Annotated in this window: 33 protein-coding genes; 1 reads left to right on the top strand and 32 read right to left on the bottom strand. The window is 46.1% G+C overall.

Features of this window, described 5'->3' with window-relative positions:
- Positions 1-54: 54 nt before the first annotated feature.
- From rpsD to MKQ68_RS01010, 29 genes are all read right to left on the bottom strand, one after another.
- The gene (gene rpsD / locus MKQ68_RS01150; protein WP_264281728.1) at positions 55-660 is read right to left on the bottom strand and encodes a 30S ribosomal protein S4; all 606 of its coding nucleotides are present in this window, start codon (positions 658-660) and stop codon (positions 55-57) included.
- 172 nt (positions 661-832) lie between these two features.
- A complete protein-coding gene (gene rpsK / locus MKQ68_RS01145; RefSeq protein WP_244837273.1) occupies positions 833-1231 on the bottom strand; it encodes a 30S ribosomal protein S11 in 399 nt (132 codons plus the stop codon).
- Positions 1232-1338: 107 nt separating this feature from the next.
- Positions 1339-1719, bottom strand: coding sequence for a 30S ribosomal protein S13 (rpsM, locus tag MKQ68_RS01140; RefSeq protein WP_244837274.1), 381 nt, complete (start codon positions 1717-1719; stop codon positions 1339-1341).
- A gap of 64 nt (positions 1720-1783) precedes the next feature.
- Positions 1784-1900: a 50S ribosomal protein L36 gene (gene rpmJ, locus MKQ68_RS01135; protein WP_072360626.1), complete on the bottom strand. Its 117-nt coding sequence runs from the start codon at positions 1898-1900 to the stop codon at positions 1784-1786.
- Between the two features lie 102 nt (positions 1901-2002).
- On the bottom strand, positions 2003-2161 hold the full coding sequence (gene infA / locus MKQ68_RS01130) for a translation initiation factor IF-1 (RefSeq protein WP_432803738.1): 159 nt from the start codon (positions 2159-2161) through the stop codon (positions 2003-2005).
- Between the two features lie 219 nt (positions 2162-2380).
- Entirely contained in the window at positions 2381-3178 is a 798-nt protein-coding gene (gene map / locus MKQ68_RS01125; RefSeq protein ID WP_264281727.1) for a type I methionyl aminopeptidase, read from the bottom strand.
- Positions 3179-3329: 151 nt separating this feature from the next.
- The gene (gene secY, locus MKQ68_RS01120; protein WP_264281726.1) at positions 3330-4676 is read right to left on the bottom strand and encodes a preprotein translocase subunit SecY; all 1347 of its coding nucleotides are present in this window, start codon (positions 4674-4676) and stop codon (positions 3330-3332) included.
- 78 nt (positions 4677-4754) lie between these two features.
- Positions 4755-5201, bottom strand: coding sequence for a 50S ribosomal protein L15 (gene rplO / locus MKQ68_RS01115; RefSeq protein WP_244837277.1), 447 nt, complete (start codon positions 5199-5201; stop codon positions 4755-4757).
- A gap of 121 nt (positions 5202-5322) precedes the next feature.
- Positions 5323-5508 carry a 50S ribosomal protein L30 gene (gene rpmD / locus MKQ68_RS01110; RefSeq protein ID WP_264281725.1) on the bottom strand — a complete coding sequence of 62 codons (186 nt, stop codon included), beginning with the start codon at positions 5506-5508 and terminating at the stop codon, positions 5323-5325.
- Positions 5509-5586: 78 nt separating this feature from the next.
- Positions 5587-6105 (bottom strand): 30S ribosomal protein S5, encoded by a 519-nt coding sequence (gene rpsE / locus MKQ68_RS01105; protein ID WP_264281724.1) that lies wholly within the window; start codon positions 6103-6105, stop codon positions 5587-5589.
- Positions 6106-6183: 78 nt separating this feature from the next.
- Entirely contained in the window at positions 6184-6537 is a 354-nt protein-coding gene (rplR, locus tag MKQ68_RS01100) for a 50S ribosomal protein L18 (protein WP_264281723.1), read from the bottom strand.
- Positions 6538-6660: 123 nt separating this feature from the next.
- Positions 6661-7215, bottom strand: coding sequence for a 50S ribosomal protein L6 (rplF, locus tag MKQ68_RS01095; protein ID WP_244837281.1), 555 nt, complete (start codon positions 7213-7215; stop codon positions 6661-6663).
- A gap of 114 nt (positions 7216-7329) precedes the next feature.
- A complete protein-coding gene (gene rpsH, locus MKQ68_RS01090; RefSeq protein WP_264281722.1) occupies positions 7330-7728 on the bottom strand; it encodes a 30S ribosomal protein S8 in 399 nt (132 codons plus the stop codon).
- A gap of 99 nt (positions 7729-7827) precedes the next feature.
- Positions 7828-8097 carry a 30S ribosomal protein S14 gene (rpsN, locus tag MKQ68_RS01085; RefSeq protein ID WP_244837282.1) on the bottom strand — a complete coding sequence of 90 codons (270 nt, stop codon included), beginning with the start codon at positions 8095-8097 and terminating at the stop codon, positions 7828-7830.
- A 76-nt stretch (positions 8098-8173) separates the two neighbouring features.
- The gene (gene rplE / locus MKQ68_RS01080) at positions 8174-8749 is read right to left on the bottom strand and encodes a 50S ribosomal protein L5 (RefSeq protein WP_264281721.1); all 576 of its coding nucleotides are present in this window, start codon (positions 8747-8749) and stop codon (positions 8174-8176) included.
- A complete protein-coding gene (gene rplX / locus MKQ68_RS01075; protein WP_264281720.1) occupies positions 8749-9087 on the bottom strand; it encodes a 50S ribosomal protein L24 in 339 nt (112 codons plus the stop codon). Before rplX ends, rplE begins: the two co-directional genes overlap by 1 nt.
- 132 nt (positions 9088-9219) lie before the next feature.
- Positions 9220-9588 (bottom strand): 50S ribosomal protein L14, encoded by a 369-nt coding sequence (rplN, locus tag MKQ68_RS01070; protein WP_244837283.1) that lies wholly within the window; start codon positions 9586-9588, stop codon positions 9220-9222.
- A 77-nt stretch (positions 9589-9665) separates the two neighbouring features.
- Positions 9666-9923 carry a 30S ribosomal protein S17 gene (rpsQ, locus tag MKQ68_RS01065; RefSeq protein WP_264281719.1) on the bottom strand — a complete coding sequence of 86 codons (258 nt, stop codon included), beginning with the start codon at positions 9921-9923 and terminating at the stop codon, positions 9666-9668.
- Between the two features lie 92 nt (positions 9924-10015).
- Positions 10016-10216: a 50S ribosomal protein L29 gene (gene rpmC, locus MKQ68_RS01060; protein WP_264281718.1), complete on the bottom strand. Its 201-nt coding sequence runs from the start codon at positions 10214-10216 to the stop codon at positions 10016-10018.
- A gap of 50 nt (positions 10217-10266) precedes the next feature.
- Positions 10267-10686 carry a 50S ribosomal protein L16 gene (rplP, locus tag MKQ68_RS01055; protein ID WP_244837286.1) on the bottom strand — a complete coding sequence of 140 codons (420 nt, stop codon included), beginning with the start codon at positions 10684-10686 and terminating at the stop codon, positions 10267-10269.
- A gap of 81 nt (positions 10687-10767) precedes the next feature.
- Positions 10768-11565, bottom strand: coding sequence for a 30S ribosomal protein S3 (gene rpsC / locus MKQ68_RS01050; protein WP_264281717.1), 798 nt, complete (start codon positions 11563-11565; stop codon positions 10768-10770).
- Between the two features lie 52 nt (positions 11566-11617).
- Positions 11618-11962 carry a 50S ribosomal protein L22 gene (gene rplV / locus MKQ68_RS01045; protein WP_264281716.1) on the bottom strand — a complete coding sequence of 115 codons (345 nt, stop codon included), beginning with the start codon at positions 11960-11962 and terminating at the stop codon, positions 11618-11620.
- Positions 11963-12084: 122 nt separating this feature from the next.
- A complete protein-coding gene (gene rpsS / locus MKQ68_RS01040; RefSeq protein WP_244837288.1) occupies positions 12085-12351 on the bottom strand; it encodes a 30S ribosomal protein S19 in 267 nt (88 codons plus the stop codon).
- A gap of 78 nt (positions 12352-12429) precedes the next feature.
- On the bottom strand, positions 12430-13260 hold the full coding sequence (gene rplB, locus MKQ68_RS01035; RefSeq protein ID WP_264281715.1) for a 50S ribosomal protein L2: 831 nt from the start codon (positions 13258-13260) through the stop codon (positions 12430-12432).
- 89 nt (positions 13261-13349) lie between these two features.
- Positions 13350-13649, bottom strand: coding sequence for a 50S ribosomal protein L23 (rplW, locus tag MKQ68_RS01030; protein WP_244837289.1), 300 nt, complete (start codon positions 13647-13649; stop codon positions 13350-13352).
- 63 nt (positions 13650-13712) lie between these two features.
- Entirely contained in the window at positions 13713-14354 is a 642-nt protein-coding gene (gene rplD, locus MKQ68_RS01025; protein ID WP_264281714.1) for a 50S ribosomal protein L4, read from the bottom strand.
- 1 nt (position 14355) lies between these two features.
- Positions 14356-14973 (bottom strand): 50S ribosomal protein L3, encoded by a 618-nt coding sequence (gene rplC / locus MKQ68_RS01020; protein ID WP_264281713.1) that lies wholly within the window; start codon positions 14971-14973, stop codon positions 14356-14358.
- A gap of 162 nt (positions 14974-15135) precedes the next feature.
- Positions 15136-15441, bottom strand: coding sequence for a 30S ribosomal protein S10 (gene rpsJ / locus MKQ68_RS01015; protein WP_012789286.1), 306 nt, complete (start codon positions 15439-15441; stop codon positions 15136-15138).
- 532 nt (positions 15442-15973) lie between these two features.
- Positions 15974-16588: an outer membrane beta-barrel protein gene (locus MKQ68_RS01010; RefSeq protein ID WP_264281712.1), complete on the bottom strand. Its 615-nt coding sequence runs from the start codon at positions 16586-16588 to the stop codon at positions 15974-15976.
- A 289-nt stretch (positions 16589-16877) separates the two neighbouring features.
- On the opposite strand from MKQ68_RS01010, the gene MKQ68_RS01005 reads away from it, so the two are divergent.
- Complete coding sequence (locus tag MKQ68_RS01005) at positions 16878-18008, top strand: PQQ-dependent sugar dehydrogenase (protein ID WP_264281711.1); 1131 nt, start codon at positions 16878-16880, stop codon at positions 18006-18008.
- Positions 18009-18161: 153 nt separating this feature from the next.
- On the opposite strand, the gene MKQ68_RS01000 is transcribed toward MKQ68_RS01005, so the two are convergent.
- From MKQ68_RS01000 to fusA, 3 genes are all read right to left on the bottom strand, one after another.
- Complete coding sequence (locus MKQ68_RS01000) at positions 18162-19196, bottom strand: hypothetical protein (RefSeq protein WP_264281710.1); 1035 nt, start codon at positions 19194-19196, stop codon at positions 18162-18164.
- A 181-nt stretch (positions 19197-19377) separates the two neighbouring features.
- Positions 19378-20388: a hypothetical protein gene (locus MKQ68_RS00995; protein WP_264281709.1), complete on the bottom strand. Its 1011-nt coding sequence runs from the start codon at positions 20386-20388 to the stop codon at positions 19378-19380.
- Positions 20389-20571: 183 nt separating this feature from the next.
- On the bottom strand, positions 20572-22719 hold the full coding sequence (gene fusA / locus MKQ68_RS00990; RefSeq protein ID WP_264281708.1) for an elongation factor G: 2148 nt from the start codon (positions 22717-22719) through the stop codon (positions 20572-20574).
- Between the last annotated feature and the right edge of the window lie 534 nt (positions 22720-23253).

Raw genomic sequence — 23253 nt, 5'->3', positions numbered from 1 at the left:
CCATGACACACAGACCTTAGTAAGGACCATGCGTCATGGACTAAAAAAGTACTATTATTTAGAGTACAACTCTACGATCAGCTGTTCCTTGATGTTTTCAGGAACGCTATCCCTTTCAGGGTATGCGATGAATGTACCTTTGTTTTCTTTCTCGTTCCAGTCTAACCAGGAGAATTTCGGGTTTTTACCGCGAATTACGCTGGTCAGCGCAGTGTTACCTGCAGTCTTATCTTTCAGGCCGATGATATCACCTGGTTTCAGCTGATAAGAAGGAACGTTCATTACGTGACCGTTAACAGTGATGTGTTTGTGAGACACCAGCTGACGGGCAGCCGGACGGCTAGGAGCGATACCCAGACGGAATACGGTGTTGTCCAAACGAGCTTCCAGCAGTTTGATCAATACTTCACCGGTAACGCCTTTTCTACGGTTAGCTTCTTCGAACAGGTTACGGAACTGGCGCTCCAATACACCATAAGTGTACTTTGCCTTCTGTTTTTCACGCAGCTGCAGAGCGTACTCGCCCAGCTGTTTACGCTTCCTGGTAGCACCGTGCTGACCGGGAGGGTTGCTGTTCTTACCTAAATACTTGCCATTACCGAGAATGGGTTCGCCGAAGATTCTTGAAATCTTGGTCTTTGGTCCTGTGTACCTTGCCATGTTTTAATTTGTTAGATTTTTTAGTTACGATGTGCGCTCTTCAAAAAATCTAAAACCTGATCGCACACCCACTGTTAAGTGTAAATATGAATTGCAAATTCCAGGATTCAGCGATCCCTTCGGTAGATGATAAATATACCGAAAGAAACTGTATCCTGGAAATTGTTTGAAACTATACCCTACGTTTCTTAGGAGGACGACAACCGTTGTGTGGCAAAGGCGTTACGTCTTTGATCATGTTTACTTCGATACCGGAGTTCGCGATAGCACGGATAGCGCTTTCACGACCTGCACCAGGACCTTTTACAAACACGTCAGCTCTCTTCAGGCCGGCGTCGATAGCTACTTTAGCAGCATCGCTAGCAGCCAGCTGGGCAGCGTACGGAGTGTTCTTTTTAGAACCCTTGAAACCCATTTTACCAGCAGAAGACCAGGATATAACCTGACCAAATTTATTGGTGATGCTAACAATGATATTGTTAAAGCTGGCGGAGATATGTACGTCTCCGTAGTTATCTACCTTTACTACCCTTTTCTTCGCAGCAGCTTTGGTATTGTTTGCTTTTGCCATAATAATTATTTCCGAATATGACTGTTCCCGATCCGTTATGATAAACACCCATTAGTTGCCTGACATCCCGGATCCGGAAGAAAGAACATCAGCACAGGGCCTATTTACTATTTCTTAGGTGCTTTCTTCTTACCAGCAACTGTCTTACGCTTACCTTTACGTGTACGGCTGTTGGTACGAGTACGCTGACCGCGCAGCGGCAGACCTTTCCTGTGACGAAGACCGCGGTAGCAAGCTATATCCAGCAGACGTTTGATGTTCATCTGAACTTCCGAACGCAGCTGACCTTCCACCTTCAACTCACCGTTGATGATGTTACGGATGGCGGCTTGATCGTCGTCATTCCAATCTTTCACTTTTTTGTTCAGATCAATTTCTGCTTTATTCAGGATATATTGGGCGGTAGAACGACCAATACCAAAAATATAGGTCAGGCCTATTTCGCCTCTTTTGTTTTTAGGAAGATCTATACCGGCTATACGTGCCATATCACTTGTTTAATTTATAATGTCAGTGTTAAATGCGCGCAGAGAAATCCCCTACGCACGCCAATTATCCCTGGCGTTGTTTAAAGCGAGGATTCTTTTTGTTGATCACAAGCAGTTTACCTTTCCTGCGCACAATCTTGCAATCCGCACTTCTTTTCTTGATTGAAGCTCTAACCTTCATATATTTAAATTATAAGATAAAAATTAAAAGTTGTGTTGTTCGTGCACTACGTGCGTCAGTTTACTGGGACACAGCCAATCGCTCCAACTCCCCGCTATTTGACTACTTGTACCTAAAAATGATCCTTCCTCTCGATAAATCATATGGGCTCATCTCCACTCCTACCTTATCGCCTGGCAGAATCCTGATGTAGTGCATTCTCATTTTCCCAGAGATGGTCGCCAGAATCTCGTGCCCGTTTTCCAGTTTTACCCGGAACATCGCATTTGACAAGGCTTCTAAAATAATCCCATCCTGTTTAATAAGTGCCTGTTTAGCCATAAAAATTTTTAGGAATGCAAAGATACCATAAAAGTTTCTGAAAAGGAAAAATTTCGAAAAATAATTCTTTCCCGCGCTGCTATTGTATCTATAGCCGCTCCTACCCGCTTTTTACTCGAATAATTATTACTGAAAATCAACCGTTTAAATATGTACTACTTAGTTAGCGCAAAGTTCAGCGTTATTCTTCTCCGCAGCTTCAATACCTGCAAAAGTAGAAAGTAGGTCCGCTTTACCCTTCATTACCGCCACCGTATGTTCAAAGTGAACAGATGGTTTGCCGTCGGCCGTATTCACAGTCCAGCCATCTTCCAGCCAAACAATGTCCCTGGTCCCCAGGTTAATCATAGGCTCGATGCAAATCACCAATCCCTCTTTCATCATCGACCCACTGCCGCGACGTCCATAATTCGGTACCTGCGGATCCTCATGAAGATGTTTGCCTATACCGTGACCGACCATCTCACGTACGATACCATATCCCTTTTCTTTCTCAATATATTCCTGGATAGCAAAAGAGATGTCGCCGATACGGTTGCCCGCAACGGCCTTTTCCACGCCTTTTACGAGGGCCGCCTTCGTAGCCTTCAGCAGATGCTGAATTTCAGGCGCAACGTTGCCTATCCCGAACGTATACGCGCTGTCGCCATGATAACCATTGCTCAACACCCCTACGTCCACAGAAACGATGTCACCATCCTTGATTACATGATTATTGGGAATACCATGCACTACTGCCTGATTAACAGAAATACAGCAGGTATTGGGAAATCCTTTATAGTCTTTGAACGCAGGCACCGCACCATTATCGCGGATGAATTGTTCTGCCAGTGCATCCACCTCCAGGGTAGTCATACCTGGTTTAATTGATTTTGCCACTTCCTCCAAAGTTGCGCTCACAAGTAACGCGCTTTTCCTGATCAGCTCTATCTCTTCTTTGGTCTTATAATGAATCATAGCTTGCAAAGTTACGGAAAACCAGGCTAAAACCCGCTATACAAGCGGCTAAAACGCGTTTTCTCATTTAAAAACTTTAGCCACCTGGCAAGGACAAAACCATCTTAGTGTCCAGTGCCGGGTGGCTAAATATGCGGGTAAGCACGAATGCTTAAACGTTCGCGGGAGTGCTTCTGCCTTTGATGCGGCCGGAGCTCATCAGGCCATCGTAGTGGCGCATGAGCAACTGGCTTTCGATCTGTTGCAGGGTATCCAGGATTACACCTACCATGATCAGCAGTGAAGTACCGCCAAAGAAGGTAGCAAAACCGGAGTTAATGTTCAGTGCAGCAGCTACACCTGGCATGATACCAACAGCTGCCAGGAAGAAGGCGCCGGGTAAAGTAATGCGGTCCATGACAGCACCGATGTAGTCAGCAGTAGCCTCTCCTGGCTTAACGCCCGGAATGAAACCATTGTTACGCTTCATTTCTTCTGCCATTTGCTTCGGGTTGAAGATGAGGGCAGTATAAAAATAAGTGAACACCACTACGAGTACACAGTAAATCAGGTTATAGTAAGCGTTGGTATGGTCGCTGAAAATCCTGATAAAGCCAGAAGAGCTTTCCGGAGATGTAGCGAAACCGATAACAGTTGCCGGGATGAACATGATCGCCTGGGCGAAGATGATCGGCATTACACCGGCAGCGTTTACTTTCAACGGGATGAACTGACGTACACCACCGTATTGTTTATTACCAACGATACGTTTTGCGTAGTTAACCGGGATCTTCCTGGTACCCTGAACGAGCAGGATCAGACCTACAGTGATCAGGATGAAGAATGCGATCTCGATCAGGAATTTCAGCAAACCACCACCGCCTGCGTTCGTGCTGGTCACGAACTCTTCGATGAGTGATTGCGGGAGACGGGCAAGGATACCCACCATGATGATGATAGAAGTACCGTTACCAATGCCTTTATCAGTGATTTTCTCGCCGAGCCACATTACGAACAATGTGCCTGCAGTGAGTACAACCGTGGTAGACAGCCAGAACAGGAACGTACCATACTCAGGAATGATAGCGCCACCTGATTGCTGTTTCAGATAAGCTACGTAAGCGCTTGCCTGGAATGCAGTAACAACGACAGTTAATAAACGAGTGTATTGGTTGATTTTCTTTCTACCGCTTTCACCTTCTTTCTGCAGTTTCTGGAAGTACGGCACAGCGATGGTTAACAGCTGGATAGCGATAGAAGCCGAGATGTAAGGCATGATACCCAGAGCAAATATGGACGCACGGGAGAAAGATCCACCCGCGAACATATTAAACAGGCCCAATACACCTTTGTTGGAACTTTCGGTAAAAGAAGCCATGAGGCGGTTAGGATCGATACCGGGCAGGGAGATGTATGAGCCCAGACGGTAGATCGCTACCAGCAGCAACGTAGTGAGAATACGATTGCGTAGGTCTTCGATACTCCAGATATTCTTGATAGTTTCGATAAATTTCTTCACAGGAAGACAAGGTTTAATAGCGCTTGCAAAATACGAGAAGACGCACTACTCCGTAGGCGTCTTCTCTATCGTAAAAACTTATACCAGTTCCACTGAACCACCAGCAGCTTCGATTGCCGATTTGGCTTTCTCACTGATCGCGTTCACTTTCAAAGATACTTTGCTTTTCAATTCACCGTGACCAAGCACTTTCACCTGGGCGGTTTTGTTGATCAGACCGTTCATGTACAGTGTTTCGAGAGAGAACTCCTGAAGACCGTATTTCTCGATGATCTGCTCAAGCTGACCGATGTTGAACACTTTGTATTCGATACGGTTGTTATTGATAAAGCCGCGTTTAGGAAGACGACGCTGAATTGGCATCTGACCACCTTCGTGACCTCTTTTGGAAGAGTAACCGGTGTTAGACTGGGCGCCTTTGTTACCTTTCGTAGCGGTGCCACCTTTACCGGAAGCTTCACCACGACCTAAACGTTTCTCTTTATGTACAGCACCTTGTGCAGGTTTTAATGTATGTAGGTTCATGTCTTTAATTTTTTTTACTTACGCGGAAATCAGCCGCTCGCTTGTTTAAAATAAGTATGTATTGCCGCAGCAATGCAATAATAGTAAAGTTAGGTAATAAGTTTATAGAAACGATTAAAAATTAACCGTTAACTTCTTCCACTTTTACCAGGTGGTTTACTTTACGCACCATGCCGAGGATCTGAGGTGTAGCTTCTACTTCTACAGACTGGTTCATCTTTCTGATGCCCAATGCCTGCAAAGTCAGTTTCTGCCTTTCAGGGCGGTCGATGCCACTTTTCACCTGCGTGATCTTGATCTTTGCCATTTTATTAATCAGTTTGAAGTTCGGTACAATCGCTGCAGTCAGTTTTCACCACCCTGCAACATTTGTTGTTGAACCAGATTATCCGTTAAATACTTTTTTCAAAGATATATTCCTGGTTTTAGCGAAAGCAACAGGCTCGCGGAGCAGGCCAAGCGCTTTGAAGGTAGCTTTAACCACGTTGTGAGGGTTAGCAGAACCGAGAGATTTTGCCAACACGTCAGTGATACCTGCGCTTTCCAGAACGGCGCGCATAGAACCACCGGCGATTACACCAGTACCGTGAGCAGCAGGTTTGATCAACACTTTCGCAGCGCCTTCTTTAGCAAACTGGTCGTGAGGAATAGTACCGTGCATTACAGGTATTTTAATCAGGTTCTTCTTAGCATCATCTATACCTTTAGTGATCGCTTCCTGTACTTCTTTGGCTTTACCCAGGCCGTGACCAACCACGCCGTTCTCGTTACCTACAACCACCAGGGCAGAAAAGCTGAATGTACGACCGCCTTTGGTAGTTTTGGTAACCCTGTTGATAGCTACCACTTTTTCCTTCAGCTCCAGCTCTCCAGCTTTTACTTTATTGAATGAATTCTTTGCCATTTGTTTTATTAAGAATTACGTTGTCAGAATTATGCTTTAACACCCGGCTTCCTAACGGTTAACCGGTGCGAGCGTGATTTAGAATTGCATTCCTCCTTCGCGGGCACCTTCGGCAACCGCCTTAATACGACCGTGGTAGAGGTAACCGCTCCTGTCGAAAATCGCTTTGGTCAGGCCCAGTGCAGCAGCTTTAGTAGCCAGTGCCGCGCCTACCATTTTAGATTTCTCAGTTTTAGTGCCCTTCTGTGCCTTGATGTCTTTATCACGGGAAGAAGCTGATGCCAGTGTGGTACCATTGGTATCATCGATCAGCTGCACGTAGATGTCTGCATTACTGCGGAATACAGAGAACCTGGGTGTTTGCGCAGTGCCACTCACCTTCTTACGAATACGGTAGCGGATCTTCTGCCTTCTGATTACTTTAGTGTTCATTGTTTATTTATTTAAGATCCCGATGCTGCCGGGATCAGTGTCCTGCCCCGTAAGAACGAGGCAGGGGGACTGTTAAAAAATATTGCAATTACTCTTTTTACCCATTCCGGGAAAGAAGCCGCATTATTTACCGGCAGATTTACCAGCTTTCTTGCGAACCACTTCGTCGCTGTAGCGAACACCTTTACCTTTGTACGGCTCAGGTTTGCGGAGGCTGCGGATTTTAGCGGCAACCTGACCGAGTAATTGTTTATCGATACCTTCCAGCATGATCTTTGGGTTCTGACCTTTTTCAGTCAGGGTAGCTACCTTCAGTTCTTTAGGAATTTCTACGATGATATTGTGAGAGTAACCGAGCGACAAGTCGAGCAGCTGACCCTGGTTGGCGGCTTTATAACCTACACCCACGAGTTCGAGTTGCTTTTTGAAACCGTCAGTTACACCGGTAACCATGTTCTGCAACAGTGCGCGGTAAAGACCGTGCAGCGCGCGGTGACGGATCTGGTCAGTAGGACGAGTGATGGTAACGGTACCGTCAGCAACTTCTACTTTGATATCCCTGTCGAGCACCTGCTTCAGTTCGCCTTTAGGACCTTTTACCGTGATTTCATTAGCAGGGGAAACAGCAACTGTAACGCCGCTTGCTAATTTGATAGGACTCTTTCCTATACGTGACATAACTTTTCAGTTTATAAGTTTATATGTTGAGTTCAAAGCGATCCGTGTTCAGCGCCGTATAGAAAGCTTAATTGTCAGATACGCTTTTAGCGGCCCTCAGGCCGCTGTAAAGTCTTAGTAAACGTAGCAAACTACTTCGCCACCAACATTCTGAGCTTTCGCTTCTTTGTCGGTCATCACACCTTTAGAGGTAGAGATGATGGAGATACCCAAACCGTTTTTCACGCGTTTGAAGTCAGCAGGGCTGGAGTACTGACGCAGGCCTGGACGGCTGATGCGCTGCAGATCGGTGATCGCAGGTACTTTAGTTTGCGGATCGTATTTCAAGGCGATCTTGATCAGGCCTTGTTTGTTATCTTCCTCAAATTTGTACTTCAGGATGTAGCCTTTGTCGTACAGAATTTCAGTGATACGTTTTTTCAGTTTAGAGGCCGGGATTTCCACGATCCTGTGGTTAGCCATCTGCGCGTTACGGATGCGCGTTAAAAAGTCTGAAATTGGATCAGTAACCATTGTTTCGAAAAAGTTAAAAATTTACAATGCGATATCCAACCGATAAAGGAAAGGAATCAGTTTGATGCCGGTAATCTGGTACCGGACTTCTTGTTGTGCTTACCAGCTAGCTTTTCTTACACCAGGGATTTTACCTGCAAGGGCCATGTCGCGGAACATGTTACGGCACAGGCCAAACTGGCGCATGTAACCTTTGGGACGACCGCTTAACTGGCACCTGTTGTGCAGACGAACGGGAGAAGCATTCCTTGGCAGTTTGTCAAGTGCTGCATAATCGCCTGCCGCTTTCAGCTCAGCGCGTTTTTCAGCAAATTTGTCTACCAGTGCTTGTCTCTTTCTTTCTCTGGCTTTTACGGATTCTCTTGCCATATTAAATTGTTGATATTCCTGTTTTAAAATCCCAAATCCCAGGCTTAAAAAGCCCGGGACTTGTTATTTCTGAATATTATTGATTGTCTCTTTTGATGTTCTTGAACGGCATACCCATTTCCTTCAGCAGCTCGTAAGCTTCTTCGTTAGTTTGGGCAGTCGTTACGAACGTGATGTCCATACCGGAGATCTTAGTTACTTTATCGATATCGATCTCAGGGAAGATGATCTGCTCGGTAACACCCAGTGTGTAGTTACCACGGCCGTCAAATGCCTTATCGTTGATACCTTTAAAGTCACGTACGCGAGGCAGGGAAACAGCGATCAGCCTGTCCAGGAACTCGTACATGTTAACTCCACGCAGGGTAACACGGGCGCCAATCGGCATGTGTTTCCTCAGTTTGAAGTTAGAGATGTCTTTTTTAGACATAGTAGGGATGGCTTTCTGACCAGAAATACGGGTCATTTCGTCCACCGCGATATCTACCAGTTTTTTATCGCTAACCGCACCATTGATACCTTGGTTCAGGCATATTTTGGTAAGGCGGGGCACCTGCATCACTGTTTTGTAGTTGAATTTCTTCATCAGTGCGCTTACCACTTCTTCGCGGTATTTGGTAGCCAGCCTGGGTGTGTATGTAGTGTTTGCCATTATTTAATTACCTCCCCTGATTTTTTAGCTATACGAACTAATTTACCGTTCTCTCTCTGCCTTGTTACTTTGGTAGGCTTGCCGGCTTTGGCATCCCAAAGCATAACGTTAGAGATGGCGATAGGCGCTTCCTGCTTAACGATACCACCTTTGGTATTTTGAGCAGTTGGCTTGGTGTGTTTGGTGTTGATGTTAACACCTTCAACCAGTACACGTGCCTTTTCGGGAAGTACTTCCAACACTTTGCGGGCTTTGGTCCTGTCCTTGTCGTCGCCGGCAATTACAACTACCAGGTCGCCTTTCTTAATGTTGAATTTAGGCTTGAATCTAGTTTTCATTATTTGTTTATTTAAAACGCCAAGCGAAACATTGGTTTCGCTTGATTAATAAGTTTCCTCGTTTTTGAAACGGGCTGCAAAGATATATATAAAAAGCGAAAAGGCCAAATCAGCCTTTTCGCTACGAATATCTTACAGTACTTCGGGTGCGAGAGAGATAATCTTCATGTACCCTTTATCCCTGAGCTCACGGGCAACCGGACCGAAAATACGGGTACCGCGGGGCTCGTCGGAGTTGTTCAGTAATACAACTGCGTTATCGTCGAAGCGGATATAAGATCCGTCTTTACGGCGCAATTTGTTCTTGGTCCTTACGATAACTGCTTTGGTAACCGTGCCTTTCTTAACGCCACCCGCTGGGATAGCGTCTTTCACTGTCACTACAATCTTATCGCCTACTTTTGCGTAGTCCTGGCCGGAGTTACCCAACACGCGGATGCAAAGCACTTCTTTGGCACCAGAGTTATCAGCTACGTTCAGCCTTGATTCTTGTTGTATCATTGTAATACTTTTTGTGGTTGTTTAATCAGCGGCTGTACCGGGTAATGCCCATCCACAGCTTGAAACAATTAGTTTGATTATTTTACTTTTGCGATAATCTCTACCAGTCTCCAGCACTTATTCTTGCTCAGCGGGCGGGTTTCCATAATTTTTACGGTATCGCCGATGCTGCACTCGTTCTTTTCGTCGTGTGCCATGAACTTGGTAGTTTTCTTAACGAACTTACCATAAATCGGGTGTTTCACTTTACGTTCAACAGCAACGGAGATCGTTTTATCCGCTTTATTGCTGGATACCACACCAACCCTGGTTTTTCTTAATTTTCTTTCGGTCATTTTGAAAGTATTTTACCACCGTGCTCCCTTCCGGGAGGTTTTAAAAATATATTTGTATGGGCCGGTCATTACTGAGCCGGTCCCCGTTGGATTTAGAAGCCCAGCTCTCTTTTACGAAGTTCAGTTTTCATGCGTGCAATATCCCTTCTGATGCCGCGGATGCTCATCGGATTTTCGATGGGAGTAATTGCGTGGCCGAATGAAACTTTCTTCAGGCGCAGGGTTTCTTCAGAGATTTTCTCTTTCAGTTCCTGCTCGCTCAGGCCGTTCAGATCCAGTTTAGCTTTTGCCATTGTATTATCTTTTTCTGTTTTGTTAGTCAGTAGTAATAATTACCCGTGGCTTATGCTACGTAATCGCGGCGTACTACGAATTTCACTGCGATCGGTAATTTCTGTGCGGCCAGTTCCATAGCTTCTTTCGCTACCTGCAAAGGCACGCCGTCTGCTTCGAACAGGATCCTGCCTGGTTTTACTACAGCAGCCCAATGATCAGGAGCACCTTTACCTTTACCCATCCTCACTTCCAAAGGTTTAGCAGTGATAGGTTTGTCGGGGAATATACGGATCCACACGTTACCTTCACGCTTCATATGCCTGGTCAGAGCCACCCTGGCCGCTTCAATCTGGCGGTCAGTGATCCACTTAGGTTCCAATGCTTTGAGGCCGAAAGTACCAAAGGAAAGGGTTGCACCCCTCTTTGCGTTACCCTTGATGCGGCCTTTGTGCATCTTCCTGTGTTTCGTTCTTTTTGGCTGTAACATCGTTTATGTTATTAAAAAGTTTATTTATAATTCATCGGCAGCTTGCACCGCCCTGTTTATTTCCTTCGAATCAGAAGAAGACTATCTGCGGGGACCACGGTCGCCACCACCTCTTCTATCACCGCCGCCGCGAGGGCCACGGTCACCGCCGCGATCACCACGGTCGCCGCCACCACGAGGGCCACGGTCACCGCCACCACGAACTTCACCGTCTTTACCGCTGATAGCGTTCGGGTTCAGATCACGTTTACCAAGTACTTCACCTTTACAGATCCATACCTTGATACCGATTTTACCATAAACAGTTTGTGCGAACAAAGAAGCATAGTCGATGTCCATACGGAAAGTGTGCAAAGGAACACGTCCTTGCTTCATTTCCTCAGAACGAGCGATTTCAGCACCACCAAGACGGCCACCTACTTTCACCTTGATACCTTCAGCGCCCATTCTCAGTGCAGTTGCAATCGCCATTTTGATAGCGCGTTTGTAGTTGATACGGCTTTCAATCTGTTTTGCAATTGTTTCACCTACGATGTTTGCATCGATCTCGGGGCGACGGATCTCCAGGATGTTGATCTGAACGTCTTCCTTACCGGTCAACTTTTTCAGTTCTTCCTTGATACGATCTACTTCGCCACCGCCTTTACCTATGATGATACCAGGTTTGGAAGTATGGATAGTGATGATGAGTTTGCCCAGTGTTCTTTCGATCACTACGCGTGAAATACCGCCTTTATTGATACGGGCATTCAGGTATGTCCTGATCTTGTTATCCTCGATCAGTTTGGTAGAGAAATCTTTTTTGCTACCATACCAATTTGAGTCCCATCCTCTGATGATACCTAACCTGTTACCAATAGGATTTGTTTTCTGACCCATGTTCTGGTTTTATTTGTCTATGAGTTTAATACTTTTTGTTTCCTTTTACTGCTTATGCGCGGCTGTCAACTACGATCGTTACGTGGTTGCTCCTTTTACGGATACGGTAGCCACGACCTTGAGGTGCCGGACGCATTCTTTTCAGCTGGCGGCCGCCATCAACGAAGATCGTTTTTACGATCAGGTTCGCATCTTCTGCTCTTGCACCTTCGTTTTTCACTTTCCAGTTAGCAATTGCAGATAACAGGAGTTTTTCCAGGGGCACGCTTGGGTGCTTGGTATGGAACTTCAAAATGTTCAGCGCTTTCTCTACATCCAGTCCGCGGATCAAGTCTGCCAGCAAACGCATTTTGCGGGGAGATGTAGGATTATTATTGAGCTTAGCTACTGCTTCCATTGTTATATGTTTCGGATTCGTGTTAATTGTTTCAATTCAGTTCCGGTTCTGTATTTCAGGTTTCATTCTATCTGAGGGTGATACCCTTTACCGGAAACCGAAAAACTAAAACCTTACACTAATTACATTTTCTTGTTGGCGTGTCCTTTGAAGTTACGCGTAGGCGCAAATTCACCCAGTTTATGACCTACCATAAACTCCGTTACGTACACAGGGATGAATTTGTTACCGTTGTGTACTGCGAAAGTATGGCCCACAAAATCAGGAGTAATGGTAGAACGGCGGCTCCACGTTTTGATAACGGTACGTTTAGTGCCTTCATTCATTTTATCTACCTTCTTCTCTAATTTCAGGTCTACGTAAGGACCTTTTCTAATGGAACGACCCATGTTGTTATGTTTAAATTCCGTTTATCAGATACCGGTTCCCAAATGTTACATCCGGGAACCGGACCAGGATTTTAAATATTATTTGTTTTTACCTTTCCTGCTGATGATCAGTTTATCAGAGCTCTTATGTGGCTTCCTTGTTTTCAGGCCCTTAGCATATTTGCCGGTCCTTGAACGTGGGTGGCCACCGCTTGATTTACCTTCACCACCACCCATCGGGTGATCTACAGGGTTCATCGCAACACCGCGGTTTCTTGGGCGGATACCTCTCCAACGGTTAGCACCTGCTTTACCGATTGACTGAAGCGCGTGGTCTGAGTTAGAAACGGTTCCTACAGTAGCTTTACAAGTATTCAATACTTTACGCAGCTCACCGGAAGGCATTTTCAATACAGCGTATTTTTCTTCCTTGTTCGACAGCTGAGCGTAAGTACCGGCGCTTCTCGCGATAGCACCACCTTTACCAGGCTGCAGTTCGATGTTGTGAACCACAGTACCCAAAGGCATGTTTTTCAGCGGCAAAGCGTTACCCAGTTCAGGAGCAACTTCAGCACCACTGATAACAGTAGCACCAACCTGCAGACCCTGAGGAGCCAGGATATAACGTTTTTCACCGTCTGTATAGTTCAACAGTGCGATAAATGCGCTACGGTTTGGATCGTACTCGATAGACTTAACAGTAGCAGGAATGTTTTCCTTGTTACGTTTGAAGTCAACGATACGGTAATGTTTTTTGTGTCCACCACCGATGTAACGCATAGACCTACGGCCTTGTGCGTTCCTACCGCCGGTTTTAGAGATAGGCTCCAGCAAGCTTTTCTCAGGCTGGTCAGTAGTCAGCTCCGCGTAAGCGTTGCCAATTTTCCAACGGGTACCGGCTGTAATCGGTTTGTACTTTTTCAGTGCCATTTTCTAAAATCTAAGAATTTAAAATTCAGTTTATTTAATTCGATCTTGTATATACATCCATCTAGCGGTTATTTCAACCGTTGTGGGCACTACATGTTAGCATACAGATCTATGGATTCACCCTGTGCGAGGGTTACTACTGCTTTTTTGTAAGAAGGCTTCTTACCGGCAATAAAACCAGCCTTGGTAAAACGGAATTTGTTCTTACCAGGCATTACTGCGGTATTTACCTCAGCTACAGTTACACCGTAAAACTCTTCCACTGCCTTTTTGATCTCCAGCTTGTTGGCTTTTTTGTCAACAATGAAGTAGTAGCGGTTGAATTTATCGGTAGCCTTGTTTACCTTTTCAGATACCACCGGTTTGATTAAAACATCAGAAGGTTTCATCTTTTATCGCTTTTCGCAGCCAGCGCGCCGGCTGCTTGTTTATTGTATTGTTATCGGTTTAACTTATGCTTCTACTGTAGGCTCTTCGGTGAAGATCTTTACAGCGCTCTCGGTAAACACCAGGTAGTTGGTGTTAACGATGTCATAAGTATTGATGTCGCTCAGTACGGTACCACCAACTGAAGGAAGGTTCCTCAGTGACAGGTAAACATTGTCATTGTACTCAGGCAGTACCAGCAGAGTTTTCTTACCCTCTACGTTAATGCTCAGGTTTTTCAGAATGCTTACAAACTGTTTGGTCTTTGGAGCATCGAAATTTACATCTTCCAGAACGATGATGCCGTTTTCTTTAGCTTTCGCAGACAGTGCAGAGATCTTCGCGAGATCTTTCACTTTCCTGTTCAGTTTGATATCGTAACGGTGTGGTTTTGGACCGAAGATGGTACCACCACCTTTATACAGTGGGTTACGGATGTTACCTTTACGGGAACCACCAGTACCTTTTTGTTTGTGCAGTTTGCGGGAAGCACCCTTAACTTCAGCACGGGTCTTTACCTTATGTGTACCCTGACGTTGAGCGGCCAGGTACTGTTTCACAGCCAGGTAAATAACGTGGTTGTTAGGCTCTACACCGAAAATCTCCTCAGGAAGTTCTACTGAACGGCCTGTTTTCTTTCCTTCTATATTTAAAATATCGAGTGTCATGTTACTTCTGGATTAAAACGATTGAACCATTGTGGCCCGGAACGGAACCACTTACCAGGATATAATTCTTGTCAGGGAATACCTTCAGAACCTTAAGACCTTTAACTTTCACTCGTTCGTTACCAGTTTGGCCAGCCATACGCATGCCTTTAAATACGCGGGAAGGATAAGAGGAACCACCTACGGAACCGGGAGCCCTGCTACGATCGTGCTGACCGTGGGTAGCTTCACCAACACCGCTAAAGCCGTGACGCTTAACAACACCCTGGAAACCTTTACCTTTAGATGTACCTACAACATCTACTTTCTCACCTTCAGCGAAAATTTCGCAGGTGATGGTTTCACCAAGGGCTTTTTGTACGTCAGGGTTGCGGAACTCTTTTACGAAACGTTTAGGGGAGGTCTGTGCTTTCGCGAAGTGATTAGTTTCTGCTTTGGTAGCGTGCTTCTCTTTTTTGTCGCCAAATGCTACCTGGATAGCGTTGTAACCGTCTGTTCCTTCAGACTTAACCTGTGTTACAACGTTTGGACCAGCTTCGATAATGGTGCAGGCGGTCTGCTTGCCATTAGCCTCGAAGATGCTGGTCATGCCAATCTTTTTGCCAATAATACCTTTCATTGATGATATATTATGCCCAGCGCCTGAGGGATGTCAAAGCTATCCTCAGGATGAGCGGTTTAAATACTCGTTTTATTGGTGGCCACCCAGAAGGCGTGACCTAATCTCTTGATAACGTTACAAATATCTCAAGCGGCCCATATTGACCGCCTGCCGATGTCCTTACGCCTTGATCTCTACTTCTACACCAGAAGGAAGGTCGAGCTTGCTCAACGCATCCACAGTCCTGGAAGAGGAAGTATAAATGTCCAACAAACGCTTGTGCGTGCAAAGCTGGAACTGTTCGCGCGCCTTTTTGTTAACGTGCGGAGAACGCAGTACCGTAAAAATTTTCTTTTCTGTTGGCAAAGGAATAGGACCTGTTACCACGGCACCCGTATTACGCACGGTTTTAACGATCTTCTCAGCGGACTTATCCACCAAATTATGATCGTAGGACTTCAGCTTGATTCTAATTCTCTGAGACATATGCAATGAACTTCTTCTAATTTACCCCTTACAATTTGGGAGGGCAAAGGTAACCCTTTTTTTTACAGGGACAAATATTTTTGGAGGAAAATTGGGGACGGCAGCAAAATAATGTGGAATTATCTGCCGGAAGGTCAACAAACTCATCTATCCGTTATGTTGCTAATTTACACATTTACAGATAATTCCAAGCTTTACCACCATTTTAAATTATCCACAAACGGCGATTTACGTTATCCCCACCATTTCAGGCAATAACCCGGCATTCACGCCAAAAAAGAACTGCCCCCAGTAATGGAGGCAGCCCGGCATTTTGTCCGTTTTTTGTCTATTAGGAAATGGCTGTTCCGACCATCTCCCAGCCGCCAGATCCCGAGTCCCGGCAGGCAAACGCTAAATTAGCAGTAGACCGGTAAAAATGCTGTTCATTCCTGTTCATTTTACTTACAGGTGTTCATCATTATTATCGTCTACCCTGGCACACATAAAAAAGGGCCGGCAATTGCCAGCCCTTTCCGTAATAGCTAACAACTTATTTATTGCGCTCTTCGCGATAAATCTCTTTTGCTTTAGAAGAAGGCAGGTAAATCTGGAAACCGAGGTTCAGACCTACTCTGTGACTGGTAGTAGAGCTACCGAAACCAACGCCGAGGTCATACTTCACCAGCGCCTCCAAACCTATGTTCGGGGTGATGAAGTAAGCCAGGCCCGGACCAAAACCAATACCTAAACCATTGGTTTCTACAGACGTTTCTGCGCCACCTACCTTCGTTTTTGTATTGTTGCCCGTGAAACCCAGGTTACCCTCGAGGAAGAATTTGCTGCGTTTTGAGAACTCTACATTCTTATCATTGATGTAGTAGCGACCAAAAGCACCAATACCATAGTTAACGGCGGTAGTTTTGGATTCATCCACTTTACGGTGATCGAGTCCTAACTGTACATCGGCACCTATCGCGAGACCGTCCCTGATAAACCAGCCTGCTTTAGGGGAAATACCCAGCTGGAAACGGTCGGACCCTTCCTGGAACGTACCTGTTACGTTCAGCAGGTTGGCGCCAACCATCACGTTACCCCTTTGTGTTTGCGCCATAGATACGGTTGTTACAAATAAGAATGCTGCTGTCAGTAAGTGCAGTTTTTTCATAAAAATCATGTTTTGGTTTTAATACGAAAGTTTATTGACGGTTAATAAATACATGGCTTCTCAGCGTTCCTGCGAGCGCGGGGACATTCAGATTGTTATCAGGTAAGCGGGGTATGGGGATAGGAATATTTATAAGGACGAAGTGATCTTGCTTGCCAAACAAATTACTGATAATGAACATCCTAAACATACATACAACACATTTTCCAAAGAAAGGTTCAACCAACTATTGTGCCGCTATATGTAACAGGCACAAATATTGTCCGTTTCAACACATAACCGATCTCTTATGAAAACAACGCTCTTCTTCTTCGGATGTGCACTCGTTTTGTCCACAGGCCTGCTGATGTCTGGCTGTGGCAAGGACAATGACAATGGTAATGGAGGCCCCGAAGATCCGTCCTGGCCTACGGACAGTGTTCGCACTGTTATTGGCACCCTATCTCAACCCTGGGAAATTCTCTGGGGCCCTGACGACCACATCTGGCTTACTGAAAGAGGGGGCCGCATTTCCCGCCTGGAACCCAGAACAGGCACGCTTAAACCCTTACTCAACGTACCCGACGCGGTACAAAACAATGAAGGCGGCCTGCTCGGCATGGCCCTGCATCCTGACTTTAAAACTAACGGTTACTTGTATGTAGTGTACAACTACAATAAAGGCAATGCTTACACAGAGAAAGTGGTGCGCTATACTTATAAAGACAGCACCCTGTCGTCCCCCCTGGTACTGCTTGATAATATAGCCGCAGCGGGCATACACAATGGTTCGCGGTTGCTCATCGCTGATAATAAACTGTGGATTACGACAGGAGACGCGGCTGTACCTGCCAACGCACAAAACACCGGAAACCCGAATGGAAAAGTTTTGAGAATAAATCTGGATGGCAGCATACCTGCCGATAATCCCATCGCTAACAATCCGTTGTGGAGTTATGGGCATAGAAATCCACAAGGTCTGGTACTCGCCAATGGCAAACTTTACGCATCAGAACATGGCGCTAACATCGAGGATGAAGTAAACATCATCGAGAAACAAAGAAACTATGGCTGGCCAAATGTAGAGGGGCCATGTAATACCGATTCGGAAAACACTTTCTGTGCAGCGAACAACGTAAAAGCTCCGCTCTGGTCTTCCGGCACATCAGGCACTTTTGCAGTAGCCGGCATGGATTACTACAACAACGATCGCATCCCTCAATGGAAAAATTCGTTGCTGGTAACCAGTCTTAAAAATTCACGGCTGTACCAGCTGAAACTGAGTGGGGATGGGTTAACTGTTGCTTCTACCAAAGAATATTTCAGTGGTAAATTCGGCAGGTTGCGTGATGTGTGCATCTCCCCTGCAGGACGTGTTTACATTTGCACTGGCATTGGCAATAATAACGACAAAGTGATCGAGATCAGCAAACCTGAATAGTCTGATTTCATATCTATATAGAAAAGAGGGGCCATCACCCCTCTTTTTTCATTCATGGCATTGCTGTTTGCAAAACAAATAAAAAGAGGCCGCCTTCGTTACTGGCAGCCTCCTACAGGATTCGTATCAACAACCTTGGTGGTTATACGCTCTTTATTTCTTCGTGTATTCGCTCGCGTATTCTTCTTCGAAGAAAATGGCAGTTTTGCCGGTAAGCTCCACCTTCATTTTATCGAAGTACACGTACTCTGTACCAGCTGCGCCGTTTTCGTCCATAACTGTGTAGAGCGTTTTGGTTGCTACGTCATAAGACCAGCCACCTTTGATCGCAAAGGTATTTTCGTCAGTTTTTCTGACCAGGTTACCACAGGCAGAAGCTGCCCAGTCGATATAAGTATAAGAAGTAACCTCTGTACTGGTGAAGTTACCGTTTGAAGATAATACCACTTCGTTTTTCAGCATCTGGTAACGGTACACCAGTTCTTTAGCGCTGGCTACTTCGCAATTACCGCTCGGGCAGAAGTTGGTGGGGCCGTTGGGCAGGCAGTAAACCGGGCCAACAGAAGAATCGGCTGCGTATACGTCGCGGTCCCAGGTACTGTCATGGTTCATTTCACCTGTAAACTTCCAGGTGCCCACGAGGGATGACAAGCCAGCGGGTTGCACCAGCTTAACAGTAACATCTACACTGTTACTCACGCCGCCGCCTGCACTATATGCCGCAATGGTGATGACGAAATTACCTGTTTTAACGCCATCAGGCAATTTGATAGTGATCAGCGAATCTTCGGGGGAAGCGCCATCCTGTGTTTTGAACAGACCGTGTCCTTTTTCCTGACCAGCTGCCTGGCGGGCGTTGCGGGCCAGTGAGTAGTCAACTTTGTAGTAACCGGAAGTGTCGCCCTTGAACTGAACATAGTAACCTTCCGTTACATCGCCGCCGGGAGCCGGTGAGATCATTACATAACGACCGTCGATCGCCATTACGTCTTCTTCATCCACGCTTAATGAAAGCGCACCGCCGGTACCGTCTGGTAACTGGCCTTTGATCTTAGTGCTGTAGTAAACTTTGGATTCAGCTGCTAATGCAGTACCGTTTGTTGTGTCAATTTCTGGTTTAGCGTCATCTTTACCGCAGGACATAAGGCCGGCTACAGCAAGCATAGACAGTAATGCATACTTCTTCATAGGAGAGATAAATAGGTTTATGCATGCAAATATATAATGATTAATTATAATTAATTTCAGGCGCCAGGCTTTTTATATTGATATATTTAAATATATTAGGCGCTGTGCTTGATAAGATCCAATCAATAAAGAAGGCCGCCGATTACATCCGGCGGCCTTCTTCGTGTATACGTCGGTGTGATTATTTCTTTGTGTACTCCTGTTTATCGCCGCCCGCTTCGGTGAGAATGAGTTTATTACCATTGATCTCGAGCCCCATGGTCGTAAACATCCACTCCTGGTCGTTAGCAGGATCGGTGGTAAGCAGCAACTTTTTACCGGTTGCGTCGTAGCTCCAATAAACGGTTTGTGCTGCTTCTTCTGCCACACGGGAAGTGTATTTCAGGTTGCTGCAAGTAGACGCTTCGAGGTCCAGTTCATTGATGCGGCGCCTTTCCTGCAGTACCAGTTTTCCGTCCGCAGAGAATACGAAGGTGCTGGAGTCGATCTTCAGCCCCCACAATACATCCGGTCCCTGGCAGTTCTGTCCTGGAGGGCAAATCCACGTCAGTTTATTCTCTACACAGAATATGTTGCTTACGCTGGAATCATATTTCGTGCTCCACTTTTCTTTTTCGGAATCGTATTCGCCCGTTCTGTACCAGGTACCACTTAATGCGGAGTTATTCCCTGCCTTGGAAACGGTTACACAATATTTGATGCTGTTGCCCACTTTACCATCGGCATTGTAGGCAGCTGCTTTCACGCAAAACTCTCCGTCCTTTGCATTTTCAGGGAGTTTGATCACGATCTGCGAATCGGCGGCTTCCTGGGTTTTGAACAGGCCGGAAGCAGGTGCTTTGCGGGCACCGCGTGGTTTTGTGTAGTCGATCCTGAAGTGTGATTTTGCACCTTCGATTTGTACGAGGTAACCTGTAACGTCGCTGGCTGCGTCTGCCTCTACGTCTAACACCATATAGCCGCCGGCGAGTACCACGCGCTGCAGGGTGCTGTCGTCTTCGGTGCGGTAAATAACGGGGCCGCCAGCCGTCCATTCGGCAATATTGCCGTCAACCAGGGCGCCATAGTAAACTTTGGTAGCGGAAGTCAGCGCATCGGGATTAGCGGTGTTTACGGTCTCTTTTGCATCGTCCTTTCCGCAGGCCATGATGCCGGCTGCTGCCATGAGCGACAGCAGTAAATACTTTTTCATAGGAATGATTTAAATAATAAATGATGTTGGTAACAAACAGGGCGATGCCCGGTTGCGGGGTAAAGATATTCAAATAACAATAATATTTAACTTTTATTCAGTTGATATTGTAGCTGGATAAACATAAAAAGGCCCCGCTTTTCAGCAGGGCCTTTTGGTATAGATCGATCTGGATCTTACTAACTATTCAGCTTTCACTTTACCTTTCACTTTCGCGATCACCTCTTCGGCGATGTTGTTAGGAGCAGGAGCATAGTGAGAGAACTCCATGATAGAAGTTGCACGGCCTGAAGACAGGGAGCGCAGCTGCGTTACGTAACCGAACATTTCGCTCAACGGAACTTTAGCTTTGATTACCTGTGCATTGTTTTTAGCTTCCATACCTTCCAGCATACCACGACGACGGTTCAAGTCACCTGTTACGTCACCCATGTACTGGTCTGGAGTGGTTACTTCTACTTTCATGATCGGCTCGAGCAGAACTGGTTTCGCTTTACGGCCAGCCTCACGGAATGCGGATTTAGCGCAAAGCTCGAAAGACATAGCGTCGGAATCCACCTGGTGGAATGAACCGTCGAACAGACGAACTTTCAGGTTATCCAGCGGATAGTTTGCGAGTACACCCTGGTTCATAGAAGCTTCGAAGCCTTTCTGGATAGCCGGGATGAACTCTTTCGGGATAGAACCACCGAAGATATCGTTGATGAACTGGAAGCTCTTACCGTCGTTTTCTTTCAGCCATTCAGCATCAGCGGGTCCGATTTCGATCTGGATGTCGGCGAATTTACCGCGACCACCCGTTTGTTTTTTGAACACTTCGCGGTGCTCAACTTTGTTAGTGAAGCTCTCTTTGTAAGCTACCTGAGGGTTACCCTGGTTAACTTCCACTTTGAACTCACGTTTCATACGGTCGATGATGATTTCCAGGTGAAGCTCGCCCATACCGCTCAATACAGTCTGGCCGGTTTCTTCGTCGGTTTTCACTTTCAGGGTAGGATCTTCTTCTACCAGTTTAGCGATTGCCATACCCATTTTATCAACGTCTGCCTGAGTTTTAGGCTCGATCGCTACAGCGATTACCGGCTCAGGGAAGGTCATTGATTCCAGTACGATCGGGTTTTTCTCGTCGCACAGGGTATCACCTGTTTTGATATCTTTAAAACCAACAGCAGCACCGATATCGCCCGCTTCGATGAAGTCGATAGGGTTCTGTTTGTTAGCGTGCATCTGCATGATACGGCTGATACGCTCATTTTTACCTGTACGGGTATTGAGAACGTAAGAACCAGCGTCCAGACGGCCAGAGTAAGCGCGGAAGAATGCCAGGCGGCCTACGAACGGATCGGTTGCGATCTTGAACGCGAGGGCAGCAAATGGTTCTTTAGCATCTGGTTTACGAACCAGCTCTTCGCCATTGTCCGGGTTAGTACCGGTAACAGCTTCGATGTCCATTGGAGAAGGCAGGTAACGACAAACGGCATCCAGCATTTTCTGTACACCTTTGTTCTTGAAGGAAGAACCGCACATCATCGGGATGATCGCCATATCGATGGTTGCTTTACGGATCGCTTCGTGAATTTCTGCTTCGGAGATAGAGTTCGGATCTTCGAAGAATTTCTCGAGCAGTTTGTCATCGTAATCAGCTACTGCTTCTACGAGTTTACCTCTCCATTCGTTCGCTTCGTCTACCATGTCGGCTGGGATGTCGATCTCCTGGTAAGTAGCACCTTTACCTTCTTCGTCCCAGATAATACCTTTCATGGTGATCAGGTCAACCACGCCTTTGAAAGTATCTTCTGCGCCGATAGGCAGGGTCAAAGGAACGGGGTTAGCACCCAGCATTTCGCGGATCTGCTTTACCACGTTCAGGAAGTCTGCACCGGAACGGTCCATTTTGTTAACGAAACCGATACGGGGTACACGGTAACGGTTAGCCTGGCGCCAAACGGTTTCAGACTGAGGCTCTACACCGGATACGGCGCAGAACAACGCTACCAGACCATCCAGTACACGCAGTGAACGCTCCACCTCTACGGTAAAGTCCACGTGGCCGGGAGTATCGATAATGTTGAATTTATATTGTTTGCTATCTGGCGTAGCTTTACCCTGTTGTGTAGGGAAGTTCCAGAAACAGGTAGTCGCAGCGGATGTGATGGTAATACCTCTCTCCTGCTCCTGCGCCATCCAGTCCATGGTAGCTGCACCTTCGTGAACCTCACCTATTTTGTGGGTTTTACCTGTGTAATACAGGATACGCTCTGTGGTAGTGGTTTTACCGGCATCGATGTGCGCCGCAATACCAAAGTTTCGTTGAAATCTTAAGTCTGCCATAAATTTAAATGCTATAAATAATGCAATTCAGGGCGCAAAGGTAAACTATTTTTAACAATAAATAAAGGAGTTATACTTTGCCGAAATGTTAATTCCGCGCCATTTTCCGCGTATCCTGTCATCCTCTCAGCAAAATGGCCTTGCCACCCTCAACACTTCTGTTCACATACCTTCTATATCAACGATAATCTGTTTAAATACTTATTCGTCCAGAAAAACGCAAAATAAAGCCGGGAATTAAAAAAAAACCGCCATTCGCCAATCTAAATACCCGTGATTTATCGAAAATAGTATTTTTATTCCCGGTAGTAAGCAGTCACTACCTGTTTTAAGAACCGTGCAGTATTGCCCCTCAAGGACCCCTCCGGGATGTGCAGCCAGCGTTTTTTGAGAGCATTGTAACCAGCATCCAGGGAAGAGCACAGCAGTTTATTTCGGCCTATTTAAAATTAAAACCGTCTCAGTAGTTGGGATAGATCGTTCATTCCCTGATCGAACGCTATTCTCGTGCGGCCAGAGAAATTTGCAACCATA

The sequence above is a fragment of the Chitinophaga horti genome (assembly GCF_022867795.2).
Taxonomy (GTDB): domain Bacteria; phylum Bacteroidota; class Bacteroidia; order Chitinophagales; family Chitinophagaceae; genus Chitinophaga; species Chitinophaga horti.
This window is presented reverse-complemented; position numbering and strand designations above follow the sequence as displayed.